This is a genomic window from Acinetobacter calcoaceticus (genome assembly GCF_016508255.1).
Taxonomy (GTDB): domain Bacteria; phylum Pseudomonadota; class Gammaproteobacteria; order Pseudomonadales; family Moraxellaceae; genus Acinetobacter; species Acinetobacter calcoaceticus_E.
This window is the reverse complement of sequence record NZ_JADVKT010000001.1, coordinates 755721-781367: the sequence shown is the minus strand read 5'-3', so window position 1 is coordinate 781367 and position 25647 is coordinate 755721. Positions and strand designations below refer to the sequence as shown.

General features: G+C 39.3%; 22 protein-coding genes. 17 read left to right on the top strand and 5 right to left on the bottom strand.

Annotated features, from left to right (window positions below):
- The first annotated feature begins 320 nt into the window (after window positions 1–320).
- The gene (locus I5515_RS03665) at window positions 321–875 is read left to right on the top strand and encodes a TetR/AcrR family transcriptional regulator (protein WP_199964796.1); all 555 of its coding nucleotides are present in this window, start codon (window positions 321–323) and stop codon (window positions 873–875) included.
- A gap of 99 nt (window positions 876–974) precedes the next feature.
- Here I5515_RS03665 and I5515_RS03660 read toward each other — a convergent pair whose 3' ends face one another.
- Both I5515_RS03660 and I5515_RS03655 read right to left on the bottom strand, forming a co-directional pair.
- Window positions 975–1580, bottom strand: a complete 606-nt coding sequence (locus tag I5515_RS03660) for a nitroreductase family protein (protein WP_199964795.1) — start codon at window positions 1578–1580, stop codon at window positions 975–977.
- 52 nt (window positions 1581–1632) lie between these two features.
- Entirely contained in the window at window positions 1633–2775 is a 1143-nt protein-coding gene (locus tag I5515_RS03655; protein WP_199964794.1) for a glycerate kinase, read from the bottom strand.
- Window positions 2776–3171: 396 nt separating this feature from the next.
- Between I5515_RS03655 and I5515_RS03650 the strand changes: the two genes are divergently transcribed.
- From I5515_RS03650 to epmA, 5 genes are all read left to right on the top strand, one after another.
- On the top strand, window positions 3172–5580 hold the full coding sequence (locus tag I5515_RS03650) for an FdhF/YdeP family oxidoreductase (protein ID WP_199964793.1): 2409 nt from the start codon (window positions 3172–3174) through the stop codon (window positions 5578–5580).
- A 79-nt stretch (window positions 5581–5659) separates the two neighbouring features.
- Window positions 5660–6472: a formate dehydrogenase accessory sulfurtransferase FdhD gene (gene fdhD, locus I5515_RS03645; protein WP_199964792.1), complete on the top strand. Its 813-nt coding sequence runs from the start codon at window positions 5660–5662 to the stop codon at window positions 6470–6472.
- A gap of 124 nt (window positions 6473–6596) precedes the next feature.
- Entirely contained in the window at window positions 6597–6989 is a 393-nt protein-coding gene (locus tag I5515_RS03640; RefSeq protein WP_199964791.1) for a YkvA family protein, read from the top strand.
- 104 nt (window positions 6990–7093) lie between these two features.
- Window positions 7094–8161: a 4-phosphoerythronate dehydrogenase gene (locus tag I5515_RS03635; RefSeq protein ID WP_199964790.1), complete on the top strand. Its 1068-nt coding sequence runs from the start codon at window positions 7094–7096 to the stop codon at window positions 8159–8161.
- Window positions 8158–9132 carry an EF-P lysine aminoacylase EpmA gene (epmA, locus tag I5515_RS03630; RefSeq protein WP_199964789.1) on the top strand — a complete coding sequence of 325 codons (975 nt, stop codon included), beginning with the start codon at window positions 8158–8160 and terminating at the stop codon, window positions 9130–9132. Before I5515_RS03635 ends, epmA begins: the two co-directional genes overlap by 4 nt.
- 58 nt (window positions 9133–9190) lie before the next feature.
- On the opposite strand, the gene I5515_RS03625 is transcribed toward epmA, so the two are convergent.
- Together I5515_RS03625 and radA are read right to left on the bottom strand one after the other, a co-directional pair.
- Window positions 9191–10192, bottom strand: coding sequence for a Tim44 domain-containing protein (locus I5515_RS03625; RefSeq protein ID WP_199964788.1), 1002 nt, complete (start codon window positions 10190–10192; stop codon window positions 9191–9193).
- Between the two features lie 82 nt (window positions 10193–10274).
- A complete protein-coding gene (gene radA / locus I5515_RS03620) occupies window positions 10275–11663 on the bottom strand; it encodes a DNA repair protein RadA (protein WP_199964787.1) in 1389 nt (462 codons plus the stop codon).
- Window positions 11664–12147: 484 nt separating this feature from the next.
- On the opposite strand from radA, the gene I5515_RS03615 reads away from it, so the two are divergent.
- The 4 genes from I5515_RS03615 to dapF all read left to right on the top strand — a co-directional run bounded on the left by I5515_RS03615 (window position 12148) and on the right by dapF (window position 16043).
- Window positions 12148–13554 (top strand): amino acid permease, encoded by a 1407-nt coding sequence (locus I5515_RS03615; RefSeq protein ID WP_199964786.1) that lies wholly within the window; start codon window positions 12148–12150, stop codon window positions 13552–13554.
- Window positions 13555–13694: 140 nt separating this feature from the next.
- Window positions 13695–13919: an LPS translocon maturation chaperone LptM gene (lptM, locus tag I5515_RS03610; RefSeq protein ID WP_199964785.1), complete on the top strand. Its 225-nt coding sequence runs from the start codon at window positions 13695–13697 to the stop codon at window positions 13917–13919.
- A gap of 22 nt (window positions 13920–13941) precedes the next feature.
- Entirely contained in the window at window positions 13942–15192 is a 1251-nt protein-coding gene (gene lysA, locus I5515_RS03605; RefSeq protein ID WP_199964784.1) for a diaminopimelate decarboxylase, read from the top strand.
- A 5-nt stretch (window positions 15193–15197) separates the two neighbouring features.
- Window positions 15198–16043 carry a diaminopimelate epimerase gene (gene dapF, locus I5515_RS03600; RefSeq protein WP_199964783.1) on the top strand — a complete coding sequence of 282 codons (846 nt, stop codon included), beginning with the start codon at window positions 15198–15200 and terminating at the stop codon, window positions 16041–16043.
- 83 nt (window positions 16044–16126) lie between these two features.
- Here dapF and I5515_RS03595 read toward each other — a convergent pair whose 3' ends face one another.
- Window positions 16127–16750, bottom strand: coding sequence for a LysE family translocator (locus I5515_RS03595; RefSeq protein WP_199964782.1), 624 nt, complete (start codon window positions 16748–16750; stop codon window positions 16127–16129).
- A 174-nt stretch (window positions 16751–16924) separates the two neighbouring features.
- Between I5515_RS03595 and xerA the strand changes: the two genes are divergently transcribed.
- From xerA to gyrA, 7 genes are all read left to right on the top strand, one after another.
- On the top strand, window positions 16925–17818 hold the full coding sequence (gene xerA / locus I5515_RS03590) for a site-specific tyrosine recombinase/integron integrase (protein ID WP_080547634.1): 894 nt from the start codon (window positions 16925–16927) through the stop codon (window positions 17816–17818).
- Window positions 17808–18389: a phosphohydrolase gene (locus I5515_RS03585; protein WP_199964781.1), complete on the top strand. Its 582-nt coding sequence runs from the start codon at window positions 17808–17810 to the stop codon at window positions 18387–18389. Before xerA ends, I5515_RS03585 begins: the two co-directional genes overlap by 11 nt.
- Window positions 18390–18838: 449 nt before the next feature.
- On the top strand, window positions 18839–19588 hold the full coding sequence (locus tag I5515_RS03580) for an electron transfer flavoprotein subunit beta/FixA family protein (RefSeq protein WP_199964780.1): 750 nt from the start codon (window positions 18839–18841) through the stop codon (window positions 19586–19588).
- A 17-nt stretch (window positions 19589–19605) separates the two neighbouring features.
- On the top strand, window positions 19606–20538 hold the full coding sequence (locus tag I5515_RS03575) for an electron transfer flavoprotein subunit alpha/FixB family protein (protein WP_199964779.1): 933 nt from the start codon (window positions 19606–19608) through the stop codon (window positions 20536–20538).
- 76 nt (window positions 20539–20614) lie between these two features.
- Entirely contained in the window at window positions 20615–21457 is an 843-nt protein-coding gene (locus I5515_RS03570; RefSeq protein ID WP_199964778.1) for a helix-turn-helix domain-containing protein, read from the top strand.
- Between the two features lie 90 nt (window positions 21458–21547).
- Window positions 21548–22507 carry an MBL fold metallo-hydrolase gene (locus I5515_RS03565; RefSeq protein WP_199964777.1) on the top strand — a complete coding sequence of 320 codons (960 nt, stop codon included), beginning with the start codon at window positions 21548–21550 and terminating at the stop codon, window positions 22505–22507.
- A gap of 404 nt (window positions 22508–22911) precedes the next feature.
- Window positions 22912–25626, top strand: coding sequence for a DNA gyrase subunit A (gyrA, locus tag I5515_RS03560; RefSeq protein WP_199964776.1), 2715 nt, complete (start codon window positions 22912–22914; stop codon window positions 25624–25626).
- The last annotated feature ends 21 nt before the right edge of the window (window positions 25627–25647 follow it).

The following is a 25647-nucleotide window of genomic DNA, read 5'->3' as shown; positions in this document are numbered from 1 at the left end:
CCCTTTTCGTTCTGCCACCATAATTAAAATGTCTGGCAGAACTCCCAATAAAAAGGAGTTGGCTTTGCACATCCATTATTTCTTGGCAGCCTTTGCCAAAAGCTATAACGACACAACTTAAATCAACTTTAAACAGTCTGATGGGCTTTAAGCTTTTCAGACTTTAAGTCATTACGGCTCAAAAAACTTAGCAACAATAAAACTTGAGATGTGCCACGCACAGTCTTTACGGCTTTGCTATGCCTTTTTTCTCCCTAAAAGGCAGCGGATTTTATATCTCATTTATATACAACAAAAATTTAATTTATAACGGTAAAACTATGCCACATTCAGATCTTCCATTTCGTGCTTTAAGCGTGCTTCATACCTCCCGATTTCTTTTTAATACATACGGGTTTCATAAAGTCGGAGTAGACAGAATTATTGAATCGTCAAAAACGCCTAAAGCCACTTTTTATAATTACTTTCACTCAAAAGAACGTCTTATTGAAATGAGTTTAACCTTTCAAAAAGATGGACTTAAACAAGAGGTCATTTCAATCATCTACGTTCAAAAAGACTTAACCCTGCTTGAAAAGCTTCGCAAAATTTACTTTTTACATGCAGATTTAGACGGACTCTATCATTTGCCTTTCAAAGCTATTTTTGAGATTTCAAAAACACATCCCAAGGCGTATCAGGTGGTCGTTGAATATCGAAAGTGGTTCATTAATGAAATCTATAATTTACTTTTAACAACCAATGAAAATGCTTCTAAACAAGATGCGCATATGTTCTTGTTTGTGATTGATGGGGCGATGGTTCAACTTTTAGACCCAAATAAGGCAGGGGAAAGGGAGAAATTATTAGATTATTTTCTGATCCAGTTTAAATAGGACTCAAAATCAGCTTTATCATGATACAAAATTAAAGGCTTCCAACTATTCATAATAAAATTAAGAAATAGTATGGAAGCCTAAAATCTGACTAAAAACTTAGAATGTATTTTTAATAATTACATCATCAAAAGGAAGTTTGCCCACACGTGGGTAAGGTTGAGTCGCTGATTTACCAACTGCAATCATTAAACACACCACATGATCTTCAGGTAAGTTAATGAGCTTCGCCATCGCATCAAAATCAAAACCATCCATTGGGCAACTGTCTAAACCATGCTCTTGAGCAAGAAGCATTAAGGTCTGAGCAAAAATACCCGCACTACGCATCACTTCGTCACGTTGGGTTTGTGGGCGGTCACGGTAATATTGATCAATTGCACCAACCATAATATTTTGAACTTCCGGAGCAGCCCCATCCCACACACGTTTAGCATCAGTTTCCCACGAGCTTACTTTTGCGCATAAAACAATGAGTAAGGATGCTTCAGTCACTTGTGGTTGGTCCCACGCAATAGTACGAATTTTTTGTCTTAGTTCAGCATCTTCAATTACAACAGGGCGCCAGTGCTGCAAATTAAATGCACTTGGTGCATTTGCTAAAACTTCATGTAATAACTGTTGTTTATTTTCTTCAGAGAGTTGAAATGAAGGATCGAAGCGCTTAATAGCACGACGTTTCTGAATAGCATCAATAACGTTCATAAGACATTCCTATTTGTTGGTTTAACCGTTTTAAAGATTACTGGGTAAATTGTTATGGTTGCTTCAGATTAAACTTAATTAATCTAGCAATATCAATTGTTCTATCGAAAATGAGTTCTGATGCATGTTCGCAGGCTTGTTCTAATCTGATTGGACCATTTGTCAGTGAAAAAGCAGCCGTAACGCCATGTTCATAAAGCGCTTGGTAGCCTTCGCCTAAAGTTCCTGCAATCACAATAACAGGTATATTTTGCATTTTCGCGACTCGACTAATCCCAAAAACTGTTTTGCCATTTAACGTCTGTCGGTCAAATTTACCTTCACCCGTAATGACCCAATCTGCATTGGAAATTTTACTGGCCAGTTGGTTGAGTTCAGCCACAACTTCAACGCCAGCCTTAAACTCAGCATTTAAATAGCTTTTGGCTGCAAAGCCTAAACCTCCAGCCGCGCCAGAGCCAGCTTCATCTCTTTTATCGAAACCGAGTAAGTGTGCAGAGACATCGGCAAAGTGGGCAAGAGCTTCATCAAGTAACTGTACTTGAGCAGGGGTAGCACCTTTTTGTGGACCAAAAATATAAGATGCCCCGTTTGGGCCACAGAGTGGATTTGTCACATCGGCAGCCAATAAAAAACGTGTTTGCTGAATACGCGGGTCGAAATGAGTTAAATCAATTTTTGACAGATTTTGTAAGGTTAGGCCACCATTGGGTAAAACGTGTTGGTTTGAGTCTAATAAACGTGCACCTAATGCAGTTAATAAACCAGTGCCGCCATCGTTGGTTGCACTACCACCCACAGTTAAAATAATGTCTTTTGCACCTGCGTCTAAAGCATCTAAAATAAGCTGACCTGTTCCAAATGTTGTGCTTTGGCAGGCATCACGTTCTGAAGGTGGCACTAACTGTATGCCGCTGGCTTGAGCCATTTCAATCATGGCTATTTTTTGTTGTTCTAACCATCCCCATTTTGCTTGAACAGGCTGACCTAATGGCCCCATTACGGTTTTTTCACGCCATTCACCTTTGCAGACTTCTAACACTGCTTCAAGTGTGCCTTCACCCCCATCTGCCATAGGGCATAGAATTGTTTCGGCCTCAGGAAAAACCTCTTGCCATGCTTGAGCAATTGCCTGTGCTACGCCCAAAGCCGACAGGCTGTCTTTAAAAGAATCTGGCGCAATCACAACCTTCATACGTTCTCTAAATCTGTTTTTTCAATTAATTTATACTGCTTAAACCGATAAAAACCTACTTAAAATGACGTAAATTTCAGTTCATCACACCATTTCTATTTGTGAAAAATATAAAGTTAATTATGTTTTTATCTGTAAAAAATAGATCTTTCTGAGGTTAAGGTATTGTTATTATTTAATTTAAATGATTTTTTAGATTTTGCTAAATTATTGTAATTATAAAAAATATGGCACATATTATAAGAACGATTGAGCCAGCTTTTAAAATATTGGGAATAGCATAAAAAGCGGACTCTACCCATAAGCTAGACAGCAGATAGCGTAGATATAACCATAATTAAATTGTGAATTTATTGCATCTGTTGAATGTGTAAAAAGAAATAAGAGGATGACAAAGTGGATAATTCAGAAGAACAAAAGCATATTCAGGAAAATAACGGCTTTGCACGAATTGAACCCTATACTCATCCTGCGGGCGGATGGGGGGCACTACTCAGTGTCGCTCGAAACTTAAAGCGACAAGATATTTTAAAAAAAGGTTCAATTACCTTACTCAATATTAACCAGCCTACCGGTTTTGATTGTCCCGGCTGTGCGTGGCCAGAAAAGAAAGATGCTCATGCTTTTAACTTTTGTGAAAATGGCGCAAAAGCGGTTGCCTTTGAAGCAACCAGTAAAACAGTGACTCCTGAATATTTCGCAGGTCATACCGTCAGTTGGCTATCAGAACAAAGCGATTTTTTTCTGGAAGACTTAGGTCGCTTAACCGATCCAGTTCGCTACGATGCGGCAACCGATAAATATCTACCTATTTCATGGGATGAAGCATTTCAGCTCATTGCCAAACATTTACATGCGCTAGACAACCCTGACCAAGCGGCGTTTTATACGTCGGGCCGCGCCAGTAATGAAGCTGCCTTTTTATATCAATTGTTTGTACGAAGTTTTGGAACGAATAATTTTCCAGACTGCTCGAACATGTGCCATGAAACGACAAGTGTAGGCTTGCTTGACTCAATTGGTTTAGGCAAAGGTACAGTGACTTTAGATGACTTTGATTTAGCCGATGCAATTTTTAGCTTTGGACATAACCCGGGAACCAATCATCCACGTATGTTAGGTACTCTGCGAGAAGTGTCTAAGCGTGGCGGTAACATTATTGCGATTAACCCAATTAAAGAAAGAGGTTTAGAGCGTTTCCAAGACCCGCAAGCACCGCTTGAAATGATGACCAATGGCAGTACCCCCATCAGTCGCTATTATTTCCAACCTAAAATTGGTGGTGACTATGCACTGATGTTAGGTATTTTAAAGCACTTAAATGAATGGGATAAAAAAGCGCTGGCTTCGGGTAAACCAAGTGTTTTTGATCGAAATTTTATTGCGGTCAATACGGTGGGCTTCGATGAAATGATTGCTGAGATTGAAAGAACCGAATGGGCAGATGTCTATAAACATTCGGGTCTATCTGCTGAACATTTAGAAAAACTTGCCAAACTGTTTTTAGACTCTGAGCGCTCTATTTTCTGTTGGGGAATGGGTATTACTCAACATCGTCACGGTACTGCCAATGTTCATATGTTAGCGAACTTATTATTGGCACGTGGACAAATTGGTCGACCAGGTGCAGGGCTTTGTCCTGTTCGTGGGCACAGTAACGTGCAAGGCGACCGAACCATGGGCATTAATGAACTGCCTAGCCCTAAATTACTCGATAACATTGATCGTGTGTTCGGTATTAAATCACCAAGAAAAAATGGGCATGGCGTGGTCGAAACCATTAAAGCCATGGCCGAGGGTGAGGTAAAAGTCTTTATTGGTTTGGGCGGAAACTTTGCAGTTGCAACCCCAGATACACCATATACCCAAGAAGCCCTCAGAAAATGTGATTTAACCGTTCATGTAGCAACTAAGTTAAATCGTAGCCATTTGGTGTGTGGTAAAGATGCGCTCATTTTACCTTGTTTAGGTCGTACCGAAATTGATGAGCAGCTCCATGGGCCGCAGGCGATTACTGTAGAAGACTCGATGAGTAATGTTCACCTGTCGGCAGGGCGTAATACTCCAATTTCTGAAAATATTTTATCTGAACCAGATATTGTGGCAAGAATGGCAGAGGCAGTATTGCCAGACAGTCAGGTTAAATGGAAATGGTACATTGAAAGTTATGACCGTATTCGTGACTCAATTGCCGATGTATTTGATGAATTCCATGATTTTAATTTACGGGTCTATGAACCAGGTGGTTTCCACTTAGAGCATCCAGCCAATCAGCACATCTGGAATACAAAAAGTGGTAAAGCGCAGTTTATGATTACACCACTGAATGAAGTCTATGGCGATAAAGAAAATCAGTATGCTGATGCGTATACAGATAGCAAGGTTTATACCTTAATGACCACTCGTTCTCACGACCAATACAATACAACATTATATGGTCTTGATGATCGTTACCGAGGGGTCTTTGGTCAACGCCGTGTATTGTTCATGAATCAAGCCGATATTGATGAAGCAGGTTTTGAAGCAAATCAGTGGGTCGATATTGAAAGTGTTTTCTCGGATGGGGTTAAACGGATTGTGCACAGTTTCCGTATTGTGCCGTACAACATTCCACGTGGCAGTTTGGCGGCTTACTATCCGGAAACAAATCCATTGGTGGCATTAAGCAGTCATGATAAATATGCCAAGATTCCCGCTTCAAAAAGTGTTCCTGTGATTTTGCATCCCGGAAATGCACCGGAACATTTTAACTTGGCAACAGCAGTTGACCCTGAAGAAGCCGATAAAAAAGTGAGTAGTCTCTAGGCTAAATGTAATCTTAAAACCTGTAATCTAAACACATGGCGCTATAAACAAGCGCCATTTCCAAATAAAGGAAATCATTTTGACACCAAATTCTCATGGGGTTGAAACATTACAAGTACAGCGGTTTAACAAAACTGAATCTGAAAGTGTTTTAGACAATATTGTTCAAGAGCATCCTATTGCTTTGGTCTATAACGGCATTTCTCACGCCGTAATGATGGCAACTCCTACAGATATCGATTTATTTGCTAAAGGTTTTAGTCTGTCAGAAGGGATTCTGAAAAGCTTAAAAGAACTGTACGCCCTCGATATTCATCAAAATGAATTGGGGACTACAGTTGAAATGACCATTTCATCTAGAGCATTTACTGCATTAAAAGAACATCGGCGAATGATGGTTGGTCGTACGGGGTGTGGTTTATGTGGCATCGAGAGTTTAGAGCAGTTTCATCTAGATATTCCTAAAATTACAACGCAAGCCTCTAGAGCATGGCTTGAGCAAATACCTAATGCGATTTCTCAGCTAAAAAATCAACAAGAAATTACGGCTTTAACAGGTGGCGCCCATGCAGCAGCTTGGGTGGTTGATGGCCAAATTTTAGCTTTATTTGAAGATGTAGGTCGTCATAATGCATTAGACAAATTGCTGGGTTACTTAGCTCAACAAAACTATGATACCAGCTTAGGTTTTGTTGTCATGACGAGTCGTGCAAGCTATGAATTAATTCGTAAATGCGCCCAGTTGAATATTGGCTTATTAGCGTCAATTTCAGCACCAACGAGCATGGCAATTCGATTAGCAAAAAAATCAGGTTTAACGTTAGCGAGTTTTTGTCGGGGGGATGGTTTTGTTTTATATACAGAAGTAGAAAATACTAAAAATAATGGTTAAATAAACTTTTATGAAAAGAATTATTAAAAATAATAGAAATACGCATTTCTATTTTCCCTAATTTTAAGCTAGATATGAGATTTATACCTTATTATCAAATTCTGGTAGGTCAGAGTGTGTCCAAATGTCTTGGTTACAATCTCTAAAGGATTGGGCAAAACGTCTAGAAAAACAAATTATTATGCTGTGGTTTGCATCTAAGCATCCTCAAATGCCGTTATTGCCTAAAATTTTGGCCGTGATTGCGGTTGCCTATGTTTTTAGTCCAATTGATTTAATTCCAGATTTTATTCCGATATTAGGGCTTATTGATAATGTTTTAATTTTGCCAATTCTCATTTGGTTAACGCTTCGCTTTACACCCCAACAAGTCATTTTTGATGCAGAGCAACAAGCTGAAGAATGGCTAGAACAGCAAGAAAGACGGCCCCAAAATTATTTGGTTGCTGTACTCATTATTTTAATTTGGTTGACTCTAGCTGTGATGGCTTATTTCTATTTTGGTGGCGGCCTGTAAACAATTTGATGTTGGAAATTGCCTGCTAATTTAAAGGACTTAACATTGTACTTTGCTAAAACTCAAAGGATAATAACGTTTTTATAAGCTATGGGTTGCAGACAATGAAAATCGTCGCAGATGAAAACTTGGCATTTACCGATTACTTTTTTTCAGAGTTTGGCGATATTCAACACCAGGCAGGACGTACTTTAACTCATGCAGATGTAAAAGATGCAGAAGCTTTATTGGTTCGTTCAGTCACCGCAGTGAACCAGAGTTTAATTCAAGATACCGCATTAAAATATGTGGGCAGCGCTACAATTGGCACTGATCATTTAGATATTCAAGCTTTAGAAAAGCAAGGAATTGCATGGGCAAATGCAGCAGGTTGTAATGCACAGGCAGTTGCTGAATATGTCATTACCGCATTACTGCATTTAGATGCTAACCTTTTAGAACAACAAGAAAAATTTACCCTAGGAATTGTTGGTCTTGGAAACGTTGGGAAACGTTTAGCACATATGGCCGCATTGCTTGGCTGGAATGTAATTGGCTTTGACCCTTATGTGCAGTTAAATTCGATTGAAAATGTGAGTTTAGAAACTCTTCTGCAACAAGCAAATGCGATTTCAATTCATGTGCCTTTAACCAAAAATGTTGAGCATGCGACTTATCATCTTTTTGATGAGCATGCTTTTGCAGCGCTTCAGCCTGACACGATTTTAATTAATAGTGCACGTGGGCCAGTCGTTAAAGAAGCGGCTTTAATCGAAGATATTCAACGTACCAAACGTCAAGTTGTGCTTGACGTATTTGAGCATGAACCAGTCATATCAGAAGAGCTAATAGATATGTTGGCTTTAGCTACACCACATATTGCTGGTTATAGCCTCGAAGGGAAGGCTCGCGGTACACAAATGATTTATGAAGCGTTTTGCCAAAAATTTGGATTCGATATAAATAAGCGTTTCGAGACTCAGTTACCTACATGTGAAAACTATTTTTCAGGAAATGATTTAAAGGCTGTGTTAAAGCAGAAACTAACTCAAATTTATGACATTGCTCAAGATGATGCCAACATACGTGCTTGTATTAAAGACGGTCAGGTAGAACAAAAAGCATTTGATTTATTACGTAAGAACTATCCACTGCGCCGAGAATGGGCAGCACATGGAGGACCGCAGGCGTGAGCTTAAGTTATCAACCTACTTGTTCAATTGATGCTTTAAAAGCGCGTGCCAAGCTCTATATCCAAATTCGTCAGTTCTTTGCTGAACGTAATGTAATGGAAGTCGAAACACCTATAGTTTCAAAAGCTGGTGTCACTGATGTACATTTATCTTCGGTACAAACTTTACGTCATATTCATGGCAAATTGCAGACGCAATATTTACAGACTTCTCCAGAGTTTGCCATGAAACGGTTATTGGCGAGTGGGAGTGGGCCGATTTATCAGATTTGTAAGGTTTTTCGGGATGATGAACACGGGCGTAAACATAATAGTGAATTTACAATGCTCGAATGGTACCGTCCGGCCTTTGATTTAAAAGCTTTAATGCATGAAACCGCCGATTTATTGCAAACCTGTTTGCAGCATCGTTTTGGTGAGGTTAGTCCATTTATTCTAAGTTATAAACATGCCTTTCAAGATCGTCTTGATATCAACCCTTTACAAGCAACTTTGAAGCAACTCAAAGATACGGCAAATCGGGTTGGGTTAAACCTCGATTTAGGTGATGACCGTTTAGCCTATATAGATTTGTTATTCTCGCATTTTGTTGAACCAAGTTTAGGATTTGATGCACCTGTCTTTTTAACTGACTTTCCACCAGAAATGGCATCTTTGGCAAAGGTCAAACTAGATGAAGACGGAGAAGAAGTTGCTGCTCGTTTTGAGGTTTATATTGAAGGTTTAGAACTCGCAAATGCCTATGATGAATTGCTTGATGCTGAGGTGTTGCGTTCACGCTTTGAAGCAGATAATGCAGAGCGGGCTAAGCAAGACCTTCATGTCATGCCTTTAGATGAACACCTGCTAGCAGCTTTACCTCATATGCCAGAATGCTCTGGAATTGCTTTAGGTGTAGACCGTCTATTAATGGTTGCAATGGATCAGGTCAAAATTGAAAAGGTCATTACATTTCCAGCAGAAATTGCTTAAAAACTGACAAATAAAAAAGCCACAATATTGTGGCTTTTTTATTTAGAACTTATTCAAATTAAGCTTGTTGAATACCTGCAACAACCCAGTCTTGCTGAGAACCGGCAGGCTTAACAAAGTGCCAAATTTCAGTAAATGGTTCTGGCGAGCTGTTTAAATCTTCACTTACATTACCCGTGAAGCGCACGCTTACGATGTATTGACCATTTTCAGTCGCACTGTCTACAACCATTGCATTAAGATTGCTAAATTCAGCAACGTCTTGATCTTGGTTTTCCATGATGTCGTTATACATAGAACTATAAAGTTCTGGTGTTAAGTAACGGCGAATTTCTTCAATGTTACTTGCTGTATTCATCGATTGGATGTGATTAAAACGTTGACGTGCGATACGCAAGAAAGAAGCCGGTTCGCTACCATCTGGAAGTTGACTACCACTGTTCATTGTTGCACTACCAAAAGGCGCTTGAGTTGCTGTACCGCCAGCCACAGACTGACCAAAGATATTAGTATCTCCACCTGTATTTGTTGGAGCAGCAGAGCGACTAGTCATGTTTTGTCCATTATTGTTTGGAGCATAAGGATTATTCGCTGCTAATTTTTTTTTTGCACCAAATTTGCGGAACACAAAAAAGGCAAGAGCAGCTGCAAGTAATACCCAAATCCAACCAGGGATACCACCTTTTTTCTCTTGTTGATGTTGAGCTTGAACTGCTTGTTGCTGATCATCTGACTGGTTTGCACCTGCCTGAGTTGCATGTTGTTCAGTTGATGTTGGTTTATCATCAGCTAAAGCATGTGCTGCAACAGCACCTACAGCAGCACCAGCTACACCAGCAGCAACCATTGAACCAACACCCGGACCTGATCTTTGAGGTGCTGTAGCAGGTTGTTGTACTGGAGCCACTTGACGAGGTTGTTGATATGACTGGCTTGAAGTGGTAGAGCGTGCCATGCCGTGGCTTTTACCACCACCTGCACGTTTTGCTTCAGCAAGCGGAGAAATTGCCAAAACAGCCATTAAAATACCGGTTATCAAGCCGCGCTGGTGTACTTCCATAGGAAATTCCTGTTTAACATTAATTTGTAATAGTATTTATGCAGTCATTTACACTAAATTTCAACTATAAAAATATGTTTTTTTATGTCAATTCATCACTAAGTTGCATTGCTTCGGTCAATGCTTCATGTAGGCGGGCAACCGCAATGACTTGAACGCCTGGAATTGCTTTTTGCGGTGCATTACCTCTTGGTAAAATGACATATTTAAAGCCATGTTTTGCAGCTTCTTTTAAACGCTCTTGGCCATTAGGGACTGGACGAATTTCGCCAGAAAGACCGACTTCACCAAAAACCGCAAGTTGCTGAGGTAAGGCTTTGGTTCGTAAACTGGAAGCACATGCTAACAAAACCGCTAAATCGGAACCTGTTTCTGTAATTTTTAAACCACCCACAATATTGACATAGACATCTTGTCCTGTGGTTTGGACGCCACCATGACGATGCATTACAGCAAGAAGCATGTTTAGACGGTTTTGTTCAAGACCTAATGCGACACGTCGTGGTTGCCCTTGAGCATCATCTACTAAAGCTTGAACTTCAACTAACAGAGGGCGAGTTCCTTCACGGCTAATCATGACAATTGAACCAGGAATTGCTTCATCGTAACGACTTAAGAAAATGGCAGAAGGATTGGCAACTTCTCGTAAGCCTTTATCGGTCATGGCAAATACACCCAGCTCATTGACTGCGCCAAAACGGTTTTTAACCGCCCGAATCATTCGATAGCGCGAGTCTGACTGACCTTCAAAGTAAAGTACGCAGTCCACCATGTGTTCTAAAACACGTGGGCCTGCGAGTGCACCTTCTTTGGTCACATGACCGACAAGAAATAGCGCCGTGCCACTATTTTTTGCATAACGTGTAAGTAATGCCGCAGATTCACGAATTTGAGAAACACCACCTGGTGCCGACTGAAGTGTTTCGGTGTAAAGCGTTTGAATAGAGTCTAAAATAGCGACCGCAGGCTTTTCTTGTTCTAAAACTTCACAAATTCGTTCAACGCAAGTTTCGGCCATGACTTTTAATTGGTCATTTGGCAAATCAAGTCGTTGAGCGCGAAGAGCAACCTGAGATAACGATTCTTCACCGGTAATATAAAGTGCAGAGCTTTTTGCACTTGCCATATGGGTCGCTGTTTGTAACAGAATGGTCGATTTACCAATACCGGGGTCACCACCAATCAATACGACTGAACCAGTAACTAAGCCTCCGCCAAGTACACGATCAAATTCGCTAATACCTGTCTGTAAGCGGGTTTCATGGGAAACTGAGACTTTATTTAACGTTGTAATATTCGCAGCTTGGCCCGCGTAGCCACCAGTTTTTGGACGTGCGCGGTGAGCAGTAGTCGGTTCAAGTTTGACTTCAGTCAGAGAATTCCATTCACCACATTCTGAACATTGACCTGCCCATTTAAGGTGATCAGCACCACATTGTTCGCATCGGTAAACGGTTTTGACTTTGCTCATATTCGACTTCGGCTAAAAACTTCATAATCAGTAAAAACAGAGTATAGCAAAAAGCGAAATAGAGAAATTGACTGATGTGGAATACATTTTGCTTTATTTAAATAAGTGAAATTATAGAGTAATTGCAATGTATTAAATGAATGGGGGAAGTGAATGAAGAATGCACAAATTTCAAAAAATGGTTGAGAACTCAAATGAAATTGGACATTAAAAAAAACAGTCATTTGATTCATTTTTTTAATGTAAAAATCAAAGTGGTTCAAGTCATATTTTTAGACTGGAAAGTGCGTTGTATTGCTAGGGTCTTGTGCGTATTATCAGATTTAATTGTATGTATCTTGAAATCATCAGCAATACAGACAAAAATTGGTTAGCTGAAAAGTTATCAAAAAATATACATTTAAAAGATACCTGCAAATGGTGCGATATCGTCTTTTTGATCATAGCTAACGGACTAAAAAAATTACTGGAGTGTATTCATAAGATGTCGAATCAAAATCTGAGCGAGCCTCATGAACAAGGTGAGCTCCATCGTAGTCTATCTAATCGGCATTTACAGCTGATCGCGATTGGTGGTGCCATTGGTACCGGATTATTCATGGGGTCGGGCAAAACGATTAGTCTTGCCGGTCCATCTATCTTATTCATTTACCTGATTATTGGTGTAATGGTGTTTTTCGTCATGCGTGCGCTTGGTGAATTGCTCCTTTCAAATTTAGCCTATAAATCATTTATTGATTTCACCACAGATTTAATTGGCCCATGGGCAGGTTACTTTGTCGGGTGGACCTATTGGTTGTGCTGGATCACCATTGGTATTGCCGATCTGTCTGCAATTATCTATTACTTACAATTCTTCAATAACGGTCTACCTTTCTCACCTGTTGAAGGGGCGATGATTAGTGTTGCTGCTATCGTATTCATTATGGGCTTGAACCTGCTCACGGTTCGTCTATTTGGTGAGTTAGAGTTTTGGTTTGCGCTCATTAAGATTCTTGCAATTATCATTTTAATTGCTGTAGGTCTGTGGATGATCTTTACTGGATTCACCTCTACTACAGGTGAAGTTGCTTCATTTACTCATCTTTGGGCGAATGGTGGTTTCTTCCCAACAGGCGTGCATGGTTTCTTGGCAGGATTCCAAATTGCGATTTTTGCTTTCGTTGGTGTGGAGCTTGTCGGAACAACGGCTGCGGAAACTAAAGACCCTGAACGTAATTTGCCTAAAGCAATTAACTCAATTCCAATTCGTATCATTATTTTCTATGTGTTCGCATTAATTATTGTAATGTCAGTAACGCCTTGGAATCGAATTGATCCAGCGATTAGTCCATTTGTAAACTTGTTTAGTCAAGCAGGTGTTGCAGCCGCAGCAATCTTGATGAACTTAGTCGTGTTGTCATCTGTGATGTCATCAATGAACAGTGGTGTATTTTCAACAAGCCGTATGTTGTTTGGTCTATCGCGTGAAGATCAGGGACCAAAAGCTTTTGGTAAATTGAACAGACGTGCAGTACCTGCAAATGCATTGTATTTCTCTGCTGCATGTTTATTGTTAGGTGCAGCTTTACAGTATTTTGTACCAAATACAGTTGAAGCATTTACGCTTGCAACAACACTTTCAACGATTCTGTTCATTTGCGTGTGGTTGTTAATTATTTGGAGTTATATCCGTTACTACACTACGCGTCCTGAGCTACATGCAAAATCAACATTTAAATTGCCAGGTGGTTTATTTACATGTTGGATCACCATAATTTTCTTTGTTGGTATGATTTACGTGTTGTCTTTAGAGCCAGATACGTTTAAAGCCCTTAAAGTCAGCCCAATCTGGTTTGTTATTCTGATCATTGGTTATTTCTTCTTCTATAAACCACGTCATAAAAAATAATTAAATTTATTTGGTTACGACTAAACGCCAGCTTAAAAGCTGGCGTTTTTTATGCATATTGTTTTTCTCTTCAAGTTTACTCTTTAGCCGCTTGCATGATCACGGTATACTGCAGCGAATTGTTTAAATCAGGTGCTCAGATGCGTCGTGTCATTTGCCTCATCAGTTTATTGAGCAGCAGTGTTTTGCTTAGTGCTTGTGGTCAGTCAGGAGTATTACAACTACCTTCTGATCCAAATTATGACAAACGTGCAAAATACTTGCTCTATCGTAATAAAGAACCAAAACAAGCTGTGCAACAAAATGAAGCTGCTGAACAACCAGTAGAATCTTCAGCAGTTCCAACCCAAACAACATCACCTTAAGCTTTGAAATAAGGACACATTCATGAGTTTCACTCGCATTAATGGAGTATTGCATGCAGAGCAATGTTCTCTGGAGCAGCTTGCGCAGCAATTTGGCACACCGTTGTATGTTTATTCAAAAACAGCTTTTGAAAAACATTATCTAGATATGGATCGTGCTTTTGACTTTATTGATCATCAAATCTGTTTTGCGGTGAAATCTAACTCAAATTTAGCTGTTCTTAATGTATTGGCAAAACTTGGTGCGGGTTTTGACATTGTGTCTGGTGGTGAGCTGGCACGTGTTTTAAAAGCGGGCGGAGATGCATCTAAAATTGTTTTTTCTGGTTTGGGTAAAACTGAAGTCGATATTGAAACATCATTAAATGTTGGTATTGCCTGCTTTAATGTAGAGTCTTATGCAGAACTAGACCGTCTTCAAAAAGTAGCGGCTCGTCTGGGTAAAAAAGCTCCGATTTCTTTACGTGTAAATCCAGACGTAGATGCAAAAACTCATCCTTATATTTCAACAGGTCTTAAAGAAAATAAATTTGGTATTCCAAGTGATACCGTTTATGAAACCTATCAATATGCTGCATCTTTACCCAACCTTGAAATTATTGGGATTGATTGCCATATCGGTTCACAATTGACCGAGACTAAGCCATTCGTTGATGCTTTAGATCGTGTCATGGTGATGATCGAAGAATTAAAAAAACTTGGTATCAATCTTAAACACATTGATATCGGTGGTGGTTTAGGTGTTTGTTATAAAGATGAAACACCGCCAAGTGTTGAAGAATATGCCAACTCAATGAAACCTGCTTTAGAAAAGTTAGGTCTCAAAGTTTATATGGAACCGGGTCGTAGCATTAGTGCAAATGCAGGTGTGCTTTTAACAAAAGTTGATTTACTCAAACCAACGAGCCATCGTAATTTTGCCATTATTGATGCAGCAATGAATGATTTGATTCGACCTGCATTGTATGAAGCTTGGATGGATATCCAACCAGTTGTACCAAGTTCAGATACTGAAGAAAAAACTTGGGACTTGGTTGGTGCAATCTGTGAGACAGGTGACTTCATTGGTAAAGATCGCTCATTGGCTTTAAAAGAAAATGACTTGTTAGCTGTTCTCGGTGCTGGCGCTTATGGTTTTGTAATGAGTTCAAATTACAACACACGTGGACGTGCTGCTGAGGTGATGGTATCAGGTGATAAAGCCCATTTGATTCGTGAGCGAGAAACAGTTGAATCGCTTTGGGAAAAAGAAAGTTTATTGCCTGAGGAGTAAATGAAATGTTGTTAGAATTTACTAAAATGCATGGCTTAGGCAATGATTTTATGGTGGTCGATCTGATTAGCCAACGTGCTTATTTAGATACAGAAACGATTCAACGTTTAGCAGACCGCCATTTTGGGATCGGTTTTGACCAGCTTTTAATTGTTGAGCCACCAGATTTGCCAGAAGCAGATTTTAAATATCGTATTTTTAATGCAGATGGTTCTGAAGTTGAACAATGTGGTAATGGGGTACGCTGTTTTGCTCGTTTTGTACATGAGCGTCATTTAACCAGTAAAACCAATATTACCGTTCAAACTAAAGCAGGTATCGTAAAGCCTGAACTTGGGCAAAATGGCTGGGTCCGTGTAAATATGGGTTATCCAAAGTTCCTGCCAAATGAAATTCCATTTGTTGCTGAACATCCAGAAGCTTTATATACACTTGAGTTAGCCAATGACCAAAGTATTACTATTGATGTGGTCAATATGGGTAATCCTCACGCCGTAACGATTGTGCCTGACGTACTCACAGCCGATGTAGCTGGTATTGGTCCACAAGTCGAGTCACATGTTCGTTTTCCTGAGCGTGTTAACGCTGGATTTATGCAAGTGATTGATGAACATCATGTACGCCTTCGTGTGTTTGAACGTGGTGTAGGTGAAACACTTGCATGTGGTACAGGGGCTTGTGCTGCTGCGGTCAGTGGTATGCGCCGTGGATTACTTGCCAACTCAGTTGAAGTTGAACTTGCTGGTGGTAAGTTACAAATCGAATGGCAAGAAGGTGATGTGGTCTGGATGACTGGTCCAACAACTCATGTTTATGATGGGCGTTTGGATTTACGTTATTTTCAAGGCTAATAGCATTACCTAAATAGTAGCCTCTTTTATTAGCTAAACTGATAAAAGAGGCTTTCTTTTATATACAATAATATTTGATTTATTCACCTTTTACTAAAAGCCAATTTCAAAGCAAACAACACAAAAATACTACCTGTAATTCTGTCCATATATTTCACAAATTTAGGCTGCTTTAGATAACGTGACAGTGGTTGCATGGCTAAAATTAATAAAATTGACCATAACATTCCAATCACCACATGAATCATCACAAGCCCTATGACCCAAGTGGCAGCCGATGCATGTGGTGGAATAAATTGGGGAAGAAATGAAATATAAAAAATACCGATTTTCGGATTGAGTAAGTTACCCAAGAAACCTTTAATGAACCAATTTTGTGAAGGAGACAGATTTGCATTATTCGCTTGTATATCTGCAAGTTGACTACGCGGTTTTAAAATCATGTTCAAACCCAGCCATGCAAGATAAGCAGCACCCATCCATTTCAATATATTAAAGGCTAAATCAGAAGCCATGAGCAAAGCACCTAGACCACAAGCAACCACAATTCCCCATGCAATACAGCCAAGGCTAATACCTACTGCTGCTTGGAATGCTTTGGATTTACCTTTAAGTGTAGCAGTACGAATAATTAAACTCGTATCTAGACCAGGGGTAAGCGTAAGTAAGGTAATTGCAAGTAGATAGGGTATGAGTATGGTGGTCATGGCAGCAAGGTTCCGACAAATACTTGAGCTAAAGTGTAATACATATATAAGGTAGAGAGTTGTTATGCTGTACGATCTCAATTTTCCTGATCAACTACTTTTTGGTACACTGAAAAAAATAAAATGAGCAAATAAATGGAGAGCAATTTGGATTTTGCATTACAACTGCTCTCAATGTGGTTAAAAGAAAGAAAAATTCAGAACCAGTCTGAGCACACGATTACGGCTTATGAAAGAGATGTTAAAAGCTTTCTTGAGTTTTGTGATCTCAAACAAATTGATTTAAGAAATGTTGAAGCTTCAGATTTACGTGAATATTTGGCCCAGCGTGTTGAGCAGGACCAGTTAAGTTCAAGCAGTATGCAGCGTCACCTCACTTCCATTCGCCAGTTCATGAAATGGGCAGAACAAGGAAAATATCTAGAAATTAATCCTACTGATGACTTTAAACTAAAACGTCAGCCTAGACCTTTGCCCGGTATGATCGACATAGAAACGGTTAATCAGATTTTAGATCAACCTATGCCTGAAAAACCGGTTGATCAGCAACTGTGGTTACGTGATAAAGCCATGCTCGAGTTACTTTACTCAAGTGGTTTGCGTCTGGCTGAACTGCAAGGTTTAACAATTAAAGATATAGATTTTAACCGTCAACTGGTACGTATTACGGGTAAAGGAAATAAAACCCGTATTGTACCGTTTGGAAAAAAGGCGAAAGAAAGCCTATTGAATTGGCTAAAAATTTACAAAATCTGGAAAGGCCATTTTGATCAAAATGCTTTTGTTTTTATTTCTCAAAGAGGTGGCGTGTTAACCCCACGACAAATTGAAAAACGTGTAAAGCTTCAGGCGCAAAGAGCAGGTGTAAATGTGGATTTACATCCGCATTTATTAAGACATTGTTTTGCTAGCCACATGTTATCAAGTAGTGGTGATTTGCGATCAGTACAAGAAATGTTAGGCCATAGTAATTTATCTACGACACAAATTTATACGCATATCGATTTTGATCATTTGGCACAAGTCTATGATCGAGCTCATCCGAGAGCACAAAAGAATGAACACTAAAGAAGGTTTGATTTTATCACTTGATCAAGATGCATTTAGACAATGTAGTATCTTGATTGAGACAATTTTGCAGGAATATCAAACTATTATTGATAGAGATTATCAAGGATACTTAAATCACTGTAAACGTGTTGCCGCATGTTGTTTAATATTAAGCCAAGATAGTCGTGAGGATACTATACGTAAAATAGCGATTGCTGTTGCCTTTCATGATATTGGGATATGGACAAGTAAAACAATTGATTATTTAGAGCCATCTGTCAAAGTGATGTTAAGTTATCTTACTTTGCATCGGTTATTAGATTGGCAAATAGAAATAACATTAATGATTACAGAACATCATAAACTAACAATGACAAAGTGTTCAGAATATCCATTGGTTGAATATTTTAGACAAGCTGATTATGCAGATTTTTCTTTAGGCTTATTGCGTTCAAATATTCCAAAAAGTGAGTTTAAAAAGTTAACGAGTCAATATCCAAACGCTGGATTCCATAAAACTCTAGTTTATTTAGGACTAAAACGTTTTTTACAAAAGCCTTGGAGTCCATTACCTATGTTTAAATGGTAGTTTAATCTTTTGTTTTTAATAGAAATATATGCTGAAAGATAAGTTGGTAATAGTCGATTACTTTTTATTTTTTTCAACATTTATTTTATGTATGTTCTTACCTAATTGCCAGTTTTTCAGAGTACCTTAAGTACTTTCATTGGGTGAGAAAATGATGTTTTTGTTGTTTTTCTCCTCACTAGAATTAAAGGGTTTTAAGCCGCCATATTTTTTAAAATATCAAGAAATTCAAGGTTTAAAATTTGTTTGGCTTATTTGCTAAATTCATTGAGTGAATAAGCAATTTGAATTAGTGAACTGGGCATTTCATCTTTTTTATAGCAGTAGCGAAAATTGTGACTTGACCGAAATGCCAAACACATTGCAAGATAGGGTACCTAAAAAATTTTAATTGAAGAGTTAATATACTTTTCTCAACATTTACTTTTGCTAGAACAGCCGAGGATTACATGAAGGCTCTTGTTGCTGTAAAACGCGTGGTTGATGCCAACGTCAAAGTTCGTGTTAAGCCGGACAATAGTGGGGTTGACCTTACTAACGTTAAAATGTCAATTAACCCATTTTGTGAAATCGCAGTGGAAGAAGCGGTTCGCTTAAAAGAAAAAGGAACAGTATCAGAAATCGTTGTTGTTTCTGTTGGTCCTAAAGAAGCTCAAGAACAAATCCGTTCTGCAATGGCTTTGGGTGCAGACCGCGGTATTTTGGTTGAAACCACTGATGAAATTGGCGCTTTAGAAGTTGCTAAAATTTTAAAAGGTGTTGTTGATGCTGAAAAACCAGAACTTATCCTTCTTGGTAAACAAGCAATTGATGATGACTCTAACCAAGTAGGTCAAATGCTTGGCGCATTATTAGGTGCGGGTCAAGGTACATTCGCTTCTGAAGTGAAAGTTGATGGCGGCAAAGTACAAGTAACTCGTGAAGTTGACGGTGGTTTACAAACTGTTGAACTATCACTTCCAGCAATCATCACAACTGACTTGCGTTTGAACGAGCCACGTTATGCAGCATTGCCTAACATCATGAAAGCTCGTAAGAAGCCACTTGATACTAAATCTCCTGCTGATTATGGCGTTACCGCTGGTACTAAGCTTAAAACTGTTAAAGTTGAAGCTCCGGCAGAACGTAAAGCTGGCGTACAAGTGAAATCTGTAGATGAGCTTGTTGAAAAATTGAAAAATGAAGCGAAAGTGATCTAATACGGAAGGATAAAATCATGAGTATTTTAGTTATCGCTGATCACAACAACCAAGTACTTAACGGTGCTACTTTAAACGTTGTTGCTGCAGCACAAAAAATCGGTGGTGATATTACTGTATTAGTTGCTGGTTCTGGTGCTCAGGCAGTTGCTGAGGCTGCTGCTAAAGTTGCTGGTGTAAGCAAGGTTTTACTTGCTGACAATGCTGCTTATGCAAACCAGTTAGCTGAAAACGTAGCTGCTTTAGTTGCTGATTTGGCTAAAGGTTACAAATACGTATTAGCTGCTTCTACAACAACGGGTAAGAACATTCTTCCACGTGTTGCTGCACTTCTTGATGTAAGCATGATCACAGATATTATTTCTGTTGAATCTGCTAACACATTCAAGCGTCCGATCTATGCAGGTAATGCGATTGCAACTGTTCAATCTGACGAAGCAATCATTGTTGGTACTGTTCGTGGTACAGCATTTGATCCAGTAGCTGCTGAAGGTGGTTCTGCCTCTGTTGAAGCAGTAAGTGAAGCGAAAGATGCGGGTGTTTCTAACTTCGTATCTGAAGAAATCGTGAAACTTGACCGTCCTGAATTGACAGCTGCTCGCATTGTTGTTTCTGGTGGTCGTGGTGTAGGTTCTGGTGAGAACTATCATAAAGTACTTGATCCATTAGCTGACAAACTTGGTGCAGCACAAGGTGCTTCACGTGCAGCAGTTGATGCAGGCTTTGTACCTAACGATTTCCAAGTTGGTCAAACTGGTAAAATCGTAGCACCTGATCTTTATGTTGCTGTCGGTATTTCTGGTGCGATCCAGCACTTGGCTGGTATGAAAGATTCTAAAGTTATTGTTGCAATCAACAAAGATGAAGAAGCCCCAATCAACAGTGTTGCTGACTACTGGTTAGTTGGTGATTTGAACACTGTAGTTCCTGAGTTAGTAAGCAAGTTGTAATTTACAGCTTGTCACTTATTCAAAAACGCCCTTGTGCTATAAAATAGCCAAGGGCGTTTTTATTTAGATCATCATTATGAATATCAATTATTCTGCTTCCTTAGAAACTCATCAATTGCATCAATCACTTGTGAAATTGGCAAGAGCGGATATGGCGCGAGATTATTTATGTATTCGATCAAAAAACCAGCATGGCCTGTCAAATATTAAAGTGAACCAGTTGCACATGGGCATTATTTTACATGGCCAGCAACAACTAAATATTCAAACAAAACAAATCAATTTAAGTGCTGGTGACATCTACATCGTGAAACCCGATACGATTATTGATGCAGTTAATCAGCCAGATCCAGTGACAGATGAATATCTAACTATTCTTGTACCTATGTGTGAAGAGGTGATCCAAGCTGCTCAAATGATTTGGGCTAAGCCAGTTATAGACAAAACTGAGGCCATATTAAGTTTTTCAATTGATGATTTTGCGACACATCTAGCTGAGTGGCAAAGAGCCTTGTTTGATAATAATTTGGTGAAAGCACGTTTGTGTATTGCTTCTATACTTGTGCAGTTATGCCAACAGAATTATTCAGATGTATTAATTGTACCTCCACCCAAATTGGCAAAATTAATTCATGACTGGGTAAGCGATAATCCGCAGCATCATTGGCAATCTAGTGAGATTGAAATGCGGTTAGGTTTGAGTAGTGCAACCCTTCGCCGCAAACTTAAGCATGAAGAGACATCCTTAAGAGAAACGATTACCCATGCACGCCTTGCTTATGCACTTGAGTTGTTATATTCGAAAAAACTTCCGATGAAGACCATTGCAGCCAAATCGGGATATCAATCGGTTTCTATTTTTCGTGAACGCTTTATGCAGCGTTATGGTATAGATCCTGCTGTTTTAGTAGCTGAATAATCTAATTTGAGCGTTTCTTATAGCTTATTGAGCGATTTAAATAGATAAAAGCAAATAGAGTTAAAGTATTAAAATACGAAGGGCTCTATTATGAAATCATTAAAATCAATTGCTACATTATTGCTCTTGAGCGTGGCTACAGTCATCCATGCAGAACAAACGCCAAATGTGCATCAGGTTGACGGTTATTTTTTGCAATCTGTGGGTAATCTTAAAGTGACAGCTTTATTTGATGGGGAACTGGGATTACCTCGAAGTGATTTGCTCGGTATTTCGGCTGAAAAAGCCAATCAACTATTTGAAGAAAACTTTGTTCCTGTAGATGAGCATAATCATATCGTCACAGATTTTTCTGCCTATCTTGTTCAAACACCCACACAAAATATTTTAATTGATGCTGGAACCGCAAAATGCTTTGGTCCGACCTTGGGCTATGTCCGTGAAAATTTGAAGAAGGCGGGCGTACAACCTGAACAGATTAATACGATCTTGATTACACATGCCCATCCCGATCATTTATGCGGTATTACACTCGATGGCAAAATGGCTTATCCGAATGCGAAAGTTTATTTGGCAAAAGAAGATGTCGACTTTTGGACATCAGCTGCCAATGAAGCAAAAGCCACTGACTTTTTTAAGCCAATTTTTAAAATGACGCGAGATGCGCTACAGCCTTACCAAAAGGCAGGTCGACTGGTTGCTTTTACCAAAACTTCTTTTAACGTACCGAATGTTCAACTCATCGTTACTCATGGTCATACAGAAGGTCATTCATCGTATCTGGTAGATGGACAAAACGGGCAAAAGTTCTTAGGTCTAGGTGATGTGGTGCACTATGGCGCAGTTCAATTTCCTTACCCTGAGGCAAGCTATAAACCCGATACTGATTCTAATCGTGCAATAGCTATCCGTAAAAATATCTTTGAGCAAGCCTATCAAAACCAATGGTGGATAGGTGCGGCGCATGTCGCTTTTCCTGGCATCGGTCATATTAATAAAAATTCAAGGGGATATCAGTGGATTCCTGCTCAATATCGACCTGTAAAATGATATTGCAAACTTATTATTGAAAGAATAATAGAGTTAATAAAACGAACAATGTTCAAATCAAATATTATTGAGTCGAGCTAATAAACCAAGTTTTATTTTTAAGAATAGATGAAAGGTGCTCTAATGTGAGCACTTTTGTGTTGTCTATATTTTGGTCGAACTGTTAAGTTTTAAGAAATACATTTAAAACTAGAATTCTCTAATTTTAACTTGTTAATTCTAATGAAATTTTTATTGTAAAAAAATGCTATTTTCAGATTGCTAAACTCCCAGTTAACGAGCAGTTTGTGCTATACTATACAGCTATATTTTTTTCGATTTTAGTTCAGTTTTCGGAACTAAATTTTTTGCAAGATCAAGACATATAAGCAGATGGAAATTTCTATCTGTAAGAAGGAGTATGCATGAGCGTATCGGAAATCCGACCGATTGCCATTGAGGATGAACTCAAGCATTCATATTTAGATTACGCAATGAGTGTAATCGTATCTCGTGCATTGCCGGATGTGAGAGACGGTCTAAAACCTGTTCACCGTCGTGTGCTATTTGCCATGCACGAATTGGGCAATGACTATAACAAAGCCTACAAGAAATCTGCACGTGTTGTTGGGGACGTAATCGGTAAATATCACCCTCATGGTGACTCAGCTGTTTATGAAACCATTGTACGTATGGCTCAGGACTTTAGCTTACGTTATTTATTGGTAGATGGTCAGGGTAACTTCGGTTCGATTGATGGTGATAGTGCAGCTGCAATGCGTTATACCGAAGTCCGTATGACTAAGCTAGCGCACGAACTTCTTGCAGATCTAGAAAAAGACACTGTTGACTGGGAAGATAACTACGACGGATCTGAGCGAATTCCTCAGGTGGTTCCGACACGTGTTCCAAACTTGTTAATTAATGGTGCTGCTGGTATTGCTGTTGGTATGGCAACAAACATGGCACCACACAACATGACAGAAGTTGTGAATGCATGTTTAGCCTATGCCGACAATCCGAATATCTCGATTGAAGGGTTGATGGAATATATTACTGGTCCTGATTTCCCTACAGGCGGTATTATTTACGGTAAATCAGGCATTGTAGATGCTTACCGTACAGGTAAAGGCCGACTACATATTCGTGGTAAATACCATTTCGAAGAAGATGAAAAGACAGGTCGTATAACCATCGTCTTTACTGAAATTCCATATCAAGTAAACAAGGCAAGAGTAATTGAACGTATTGCCGAGTTGGTTAAAGAGAAAAAACTTGAAGGTATTTCAGAACTTCGTGATGAGTCTGATAAAGACGGTATGCGTATTGCGATTGACTTGAAACGTGGTGAAAACGCAGAAGTCATCGTTAATAACCTGTTCTTAAATACACAGCTTGAAAACTCTTTCAGCATCAACATGGTTTGTCTTGATAATGGACAACCAAAATTGATGAATCTGAAAGATATTATTGCGGCATTTATTCGTCACCGCCAAGAAGTCGTGACACGCCGTACCATGTTCGAATTGCGTAAAGCACGTGAACGTGGTCATATCTTGGAAGGCTTAACTGTAGCCTTAGCCAATATTGATGAAATTATCGAGACCATTAAAACTTCTGCTAACCCAGCTGAAGCGCGTGAGCGTTTACTCGCGGGTGAGTGGGCTGGTGGTGGTGTTGTTTCTTTACTTGAAAATGCTGGCGCCATTTCTGTTCGTCCAGATGAGATCGAAGGTGAAAACCCAGATCGTCCATTTGGTTTAACTGAATCAATTTACCGTTTATCACCAACACAAGTAGGCGCAATTTTAGAATTACGTTTACATCGCTTAACGGGTCTTGAGCAAGACAAATTACATGCAGAATATACTGAAATTTTAGGTCAAATTGCTGAACTTACTGCAATTTTGAATGATTTCAATTTATTGATGGCTGTAATTCGTGAAGAGTTAGCACAAGTACTGCAACAGTATGGTGATGGACGTCGTACAGAAATTATTGAATCACGTATTGATTTCAGTCGTGAAGATTTAATTCCAGAAGAGCAAGTCGTATTAACGGTTTCACAAACAGGTTATGCAAAAACTCAACCACTTTCTGACTATCAGGCTCAGCGCCGTGGTGGACGTGGTAAGTCTGCAACTTCAATGAAGAGTGATGACTTTATTCAACATCTCATTGTGGCTTCAAACCATGCGACTGTGCTGTGCTTTACCAACGTAGGTAAAGTCTATCGTCTTCGCGTGTTTGAAGTGCCTCAAGCATCACGTGGTGCAAAAGGCCGTCCAATTATAAACTTGTTGCCTTTAGATGCGAATGAAACAGTAACAGCTATTCTGCCGTTAACTGAGTTCCCAGAAAACCATTACGTATTTATGGCGACAGCGTCAGGTACGGTTAAACGTGTTGATTTAGAGCAGTTTGCTAACATTCGTTCAAATGGCTTACGCGCAATTGAACTTAATGAAGAAGATACATTAATTGGTGTTGCGATTACTGATGGTAATCAGCAAATCATGTTGTTCTCGAATGAAGGTAAGGCAATTCGTTTTGCTGAAACTGATGTGCGTTCAATGGGGCGTACTGCTAAAGGCGTCCGCGGTATGCGCGTTAGCATTGCAAGCAGCATGTTAACTGAAGAAGATGCGGACGTTGAAAATGATGAATCTGATGATAATGAAGATTCAGCAGATTTAAGTGTAGTAAGCCGCATCGTATCGCTTGTTGTTGTTCCTGAAACGGGCGAAGTGCTGTGTGCGAGTGCCAATGGTTATGGTAAACGTACTCCTGTAAATGACTTCCCAACCAAAAAACGTGGCGGTAAAGGTGTTATTGCAATTAAGACAAGTGAACGTAATGGTGAGCTTGTGGGTGCAGTATCTATCGATGAAAGCAAAGAACTGTTGCTTATTTCTGATGGTGGTACATTAGTTCGTACGCGTGCAGCAGAAGTTGCAATGACAGGCCGTAACGCTCAAGGTGTCCGTCTAATTCGTTTAAGCGAAGAAGAAAAGCTGGTTGGTGTAGTTTCAATTGAAGCCGTAGAAGACGATGAAGAGCTTCTTGAAGGTGAAGTAGATACTACAGAAACAGATAGCGAAGAAGCTGTATCAAATAATGAAGATACTTCTGAAGAGTAAATCGTTTTAAAATAAAAAAAG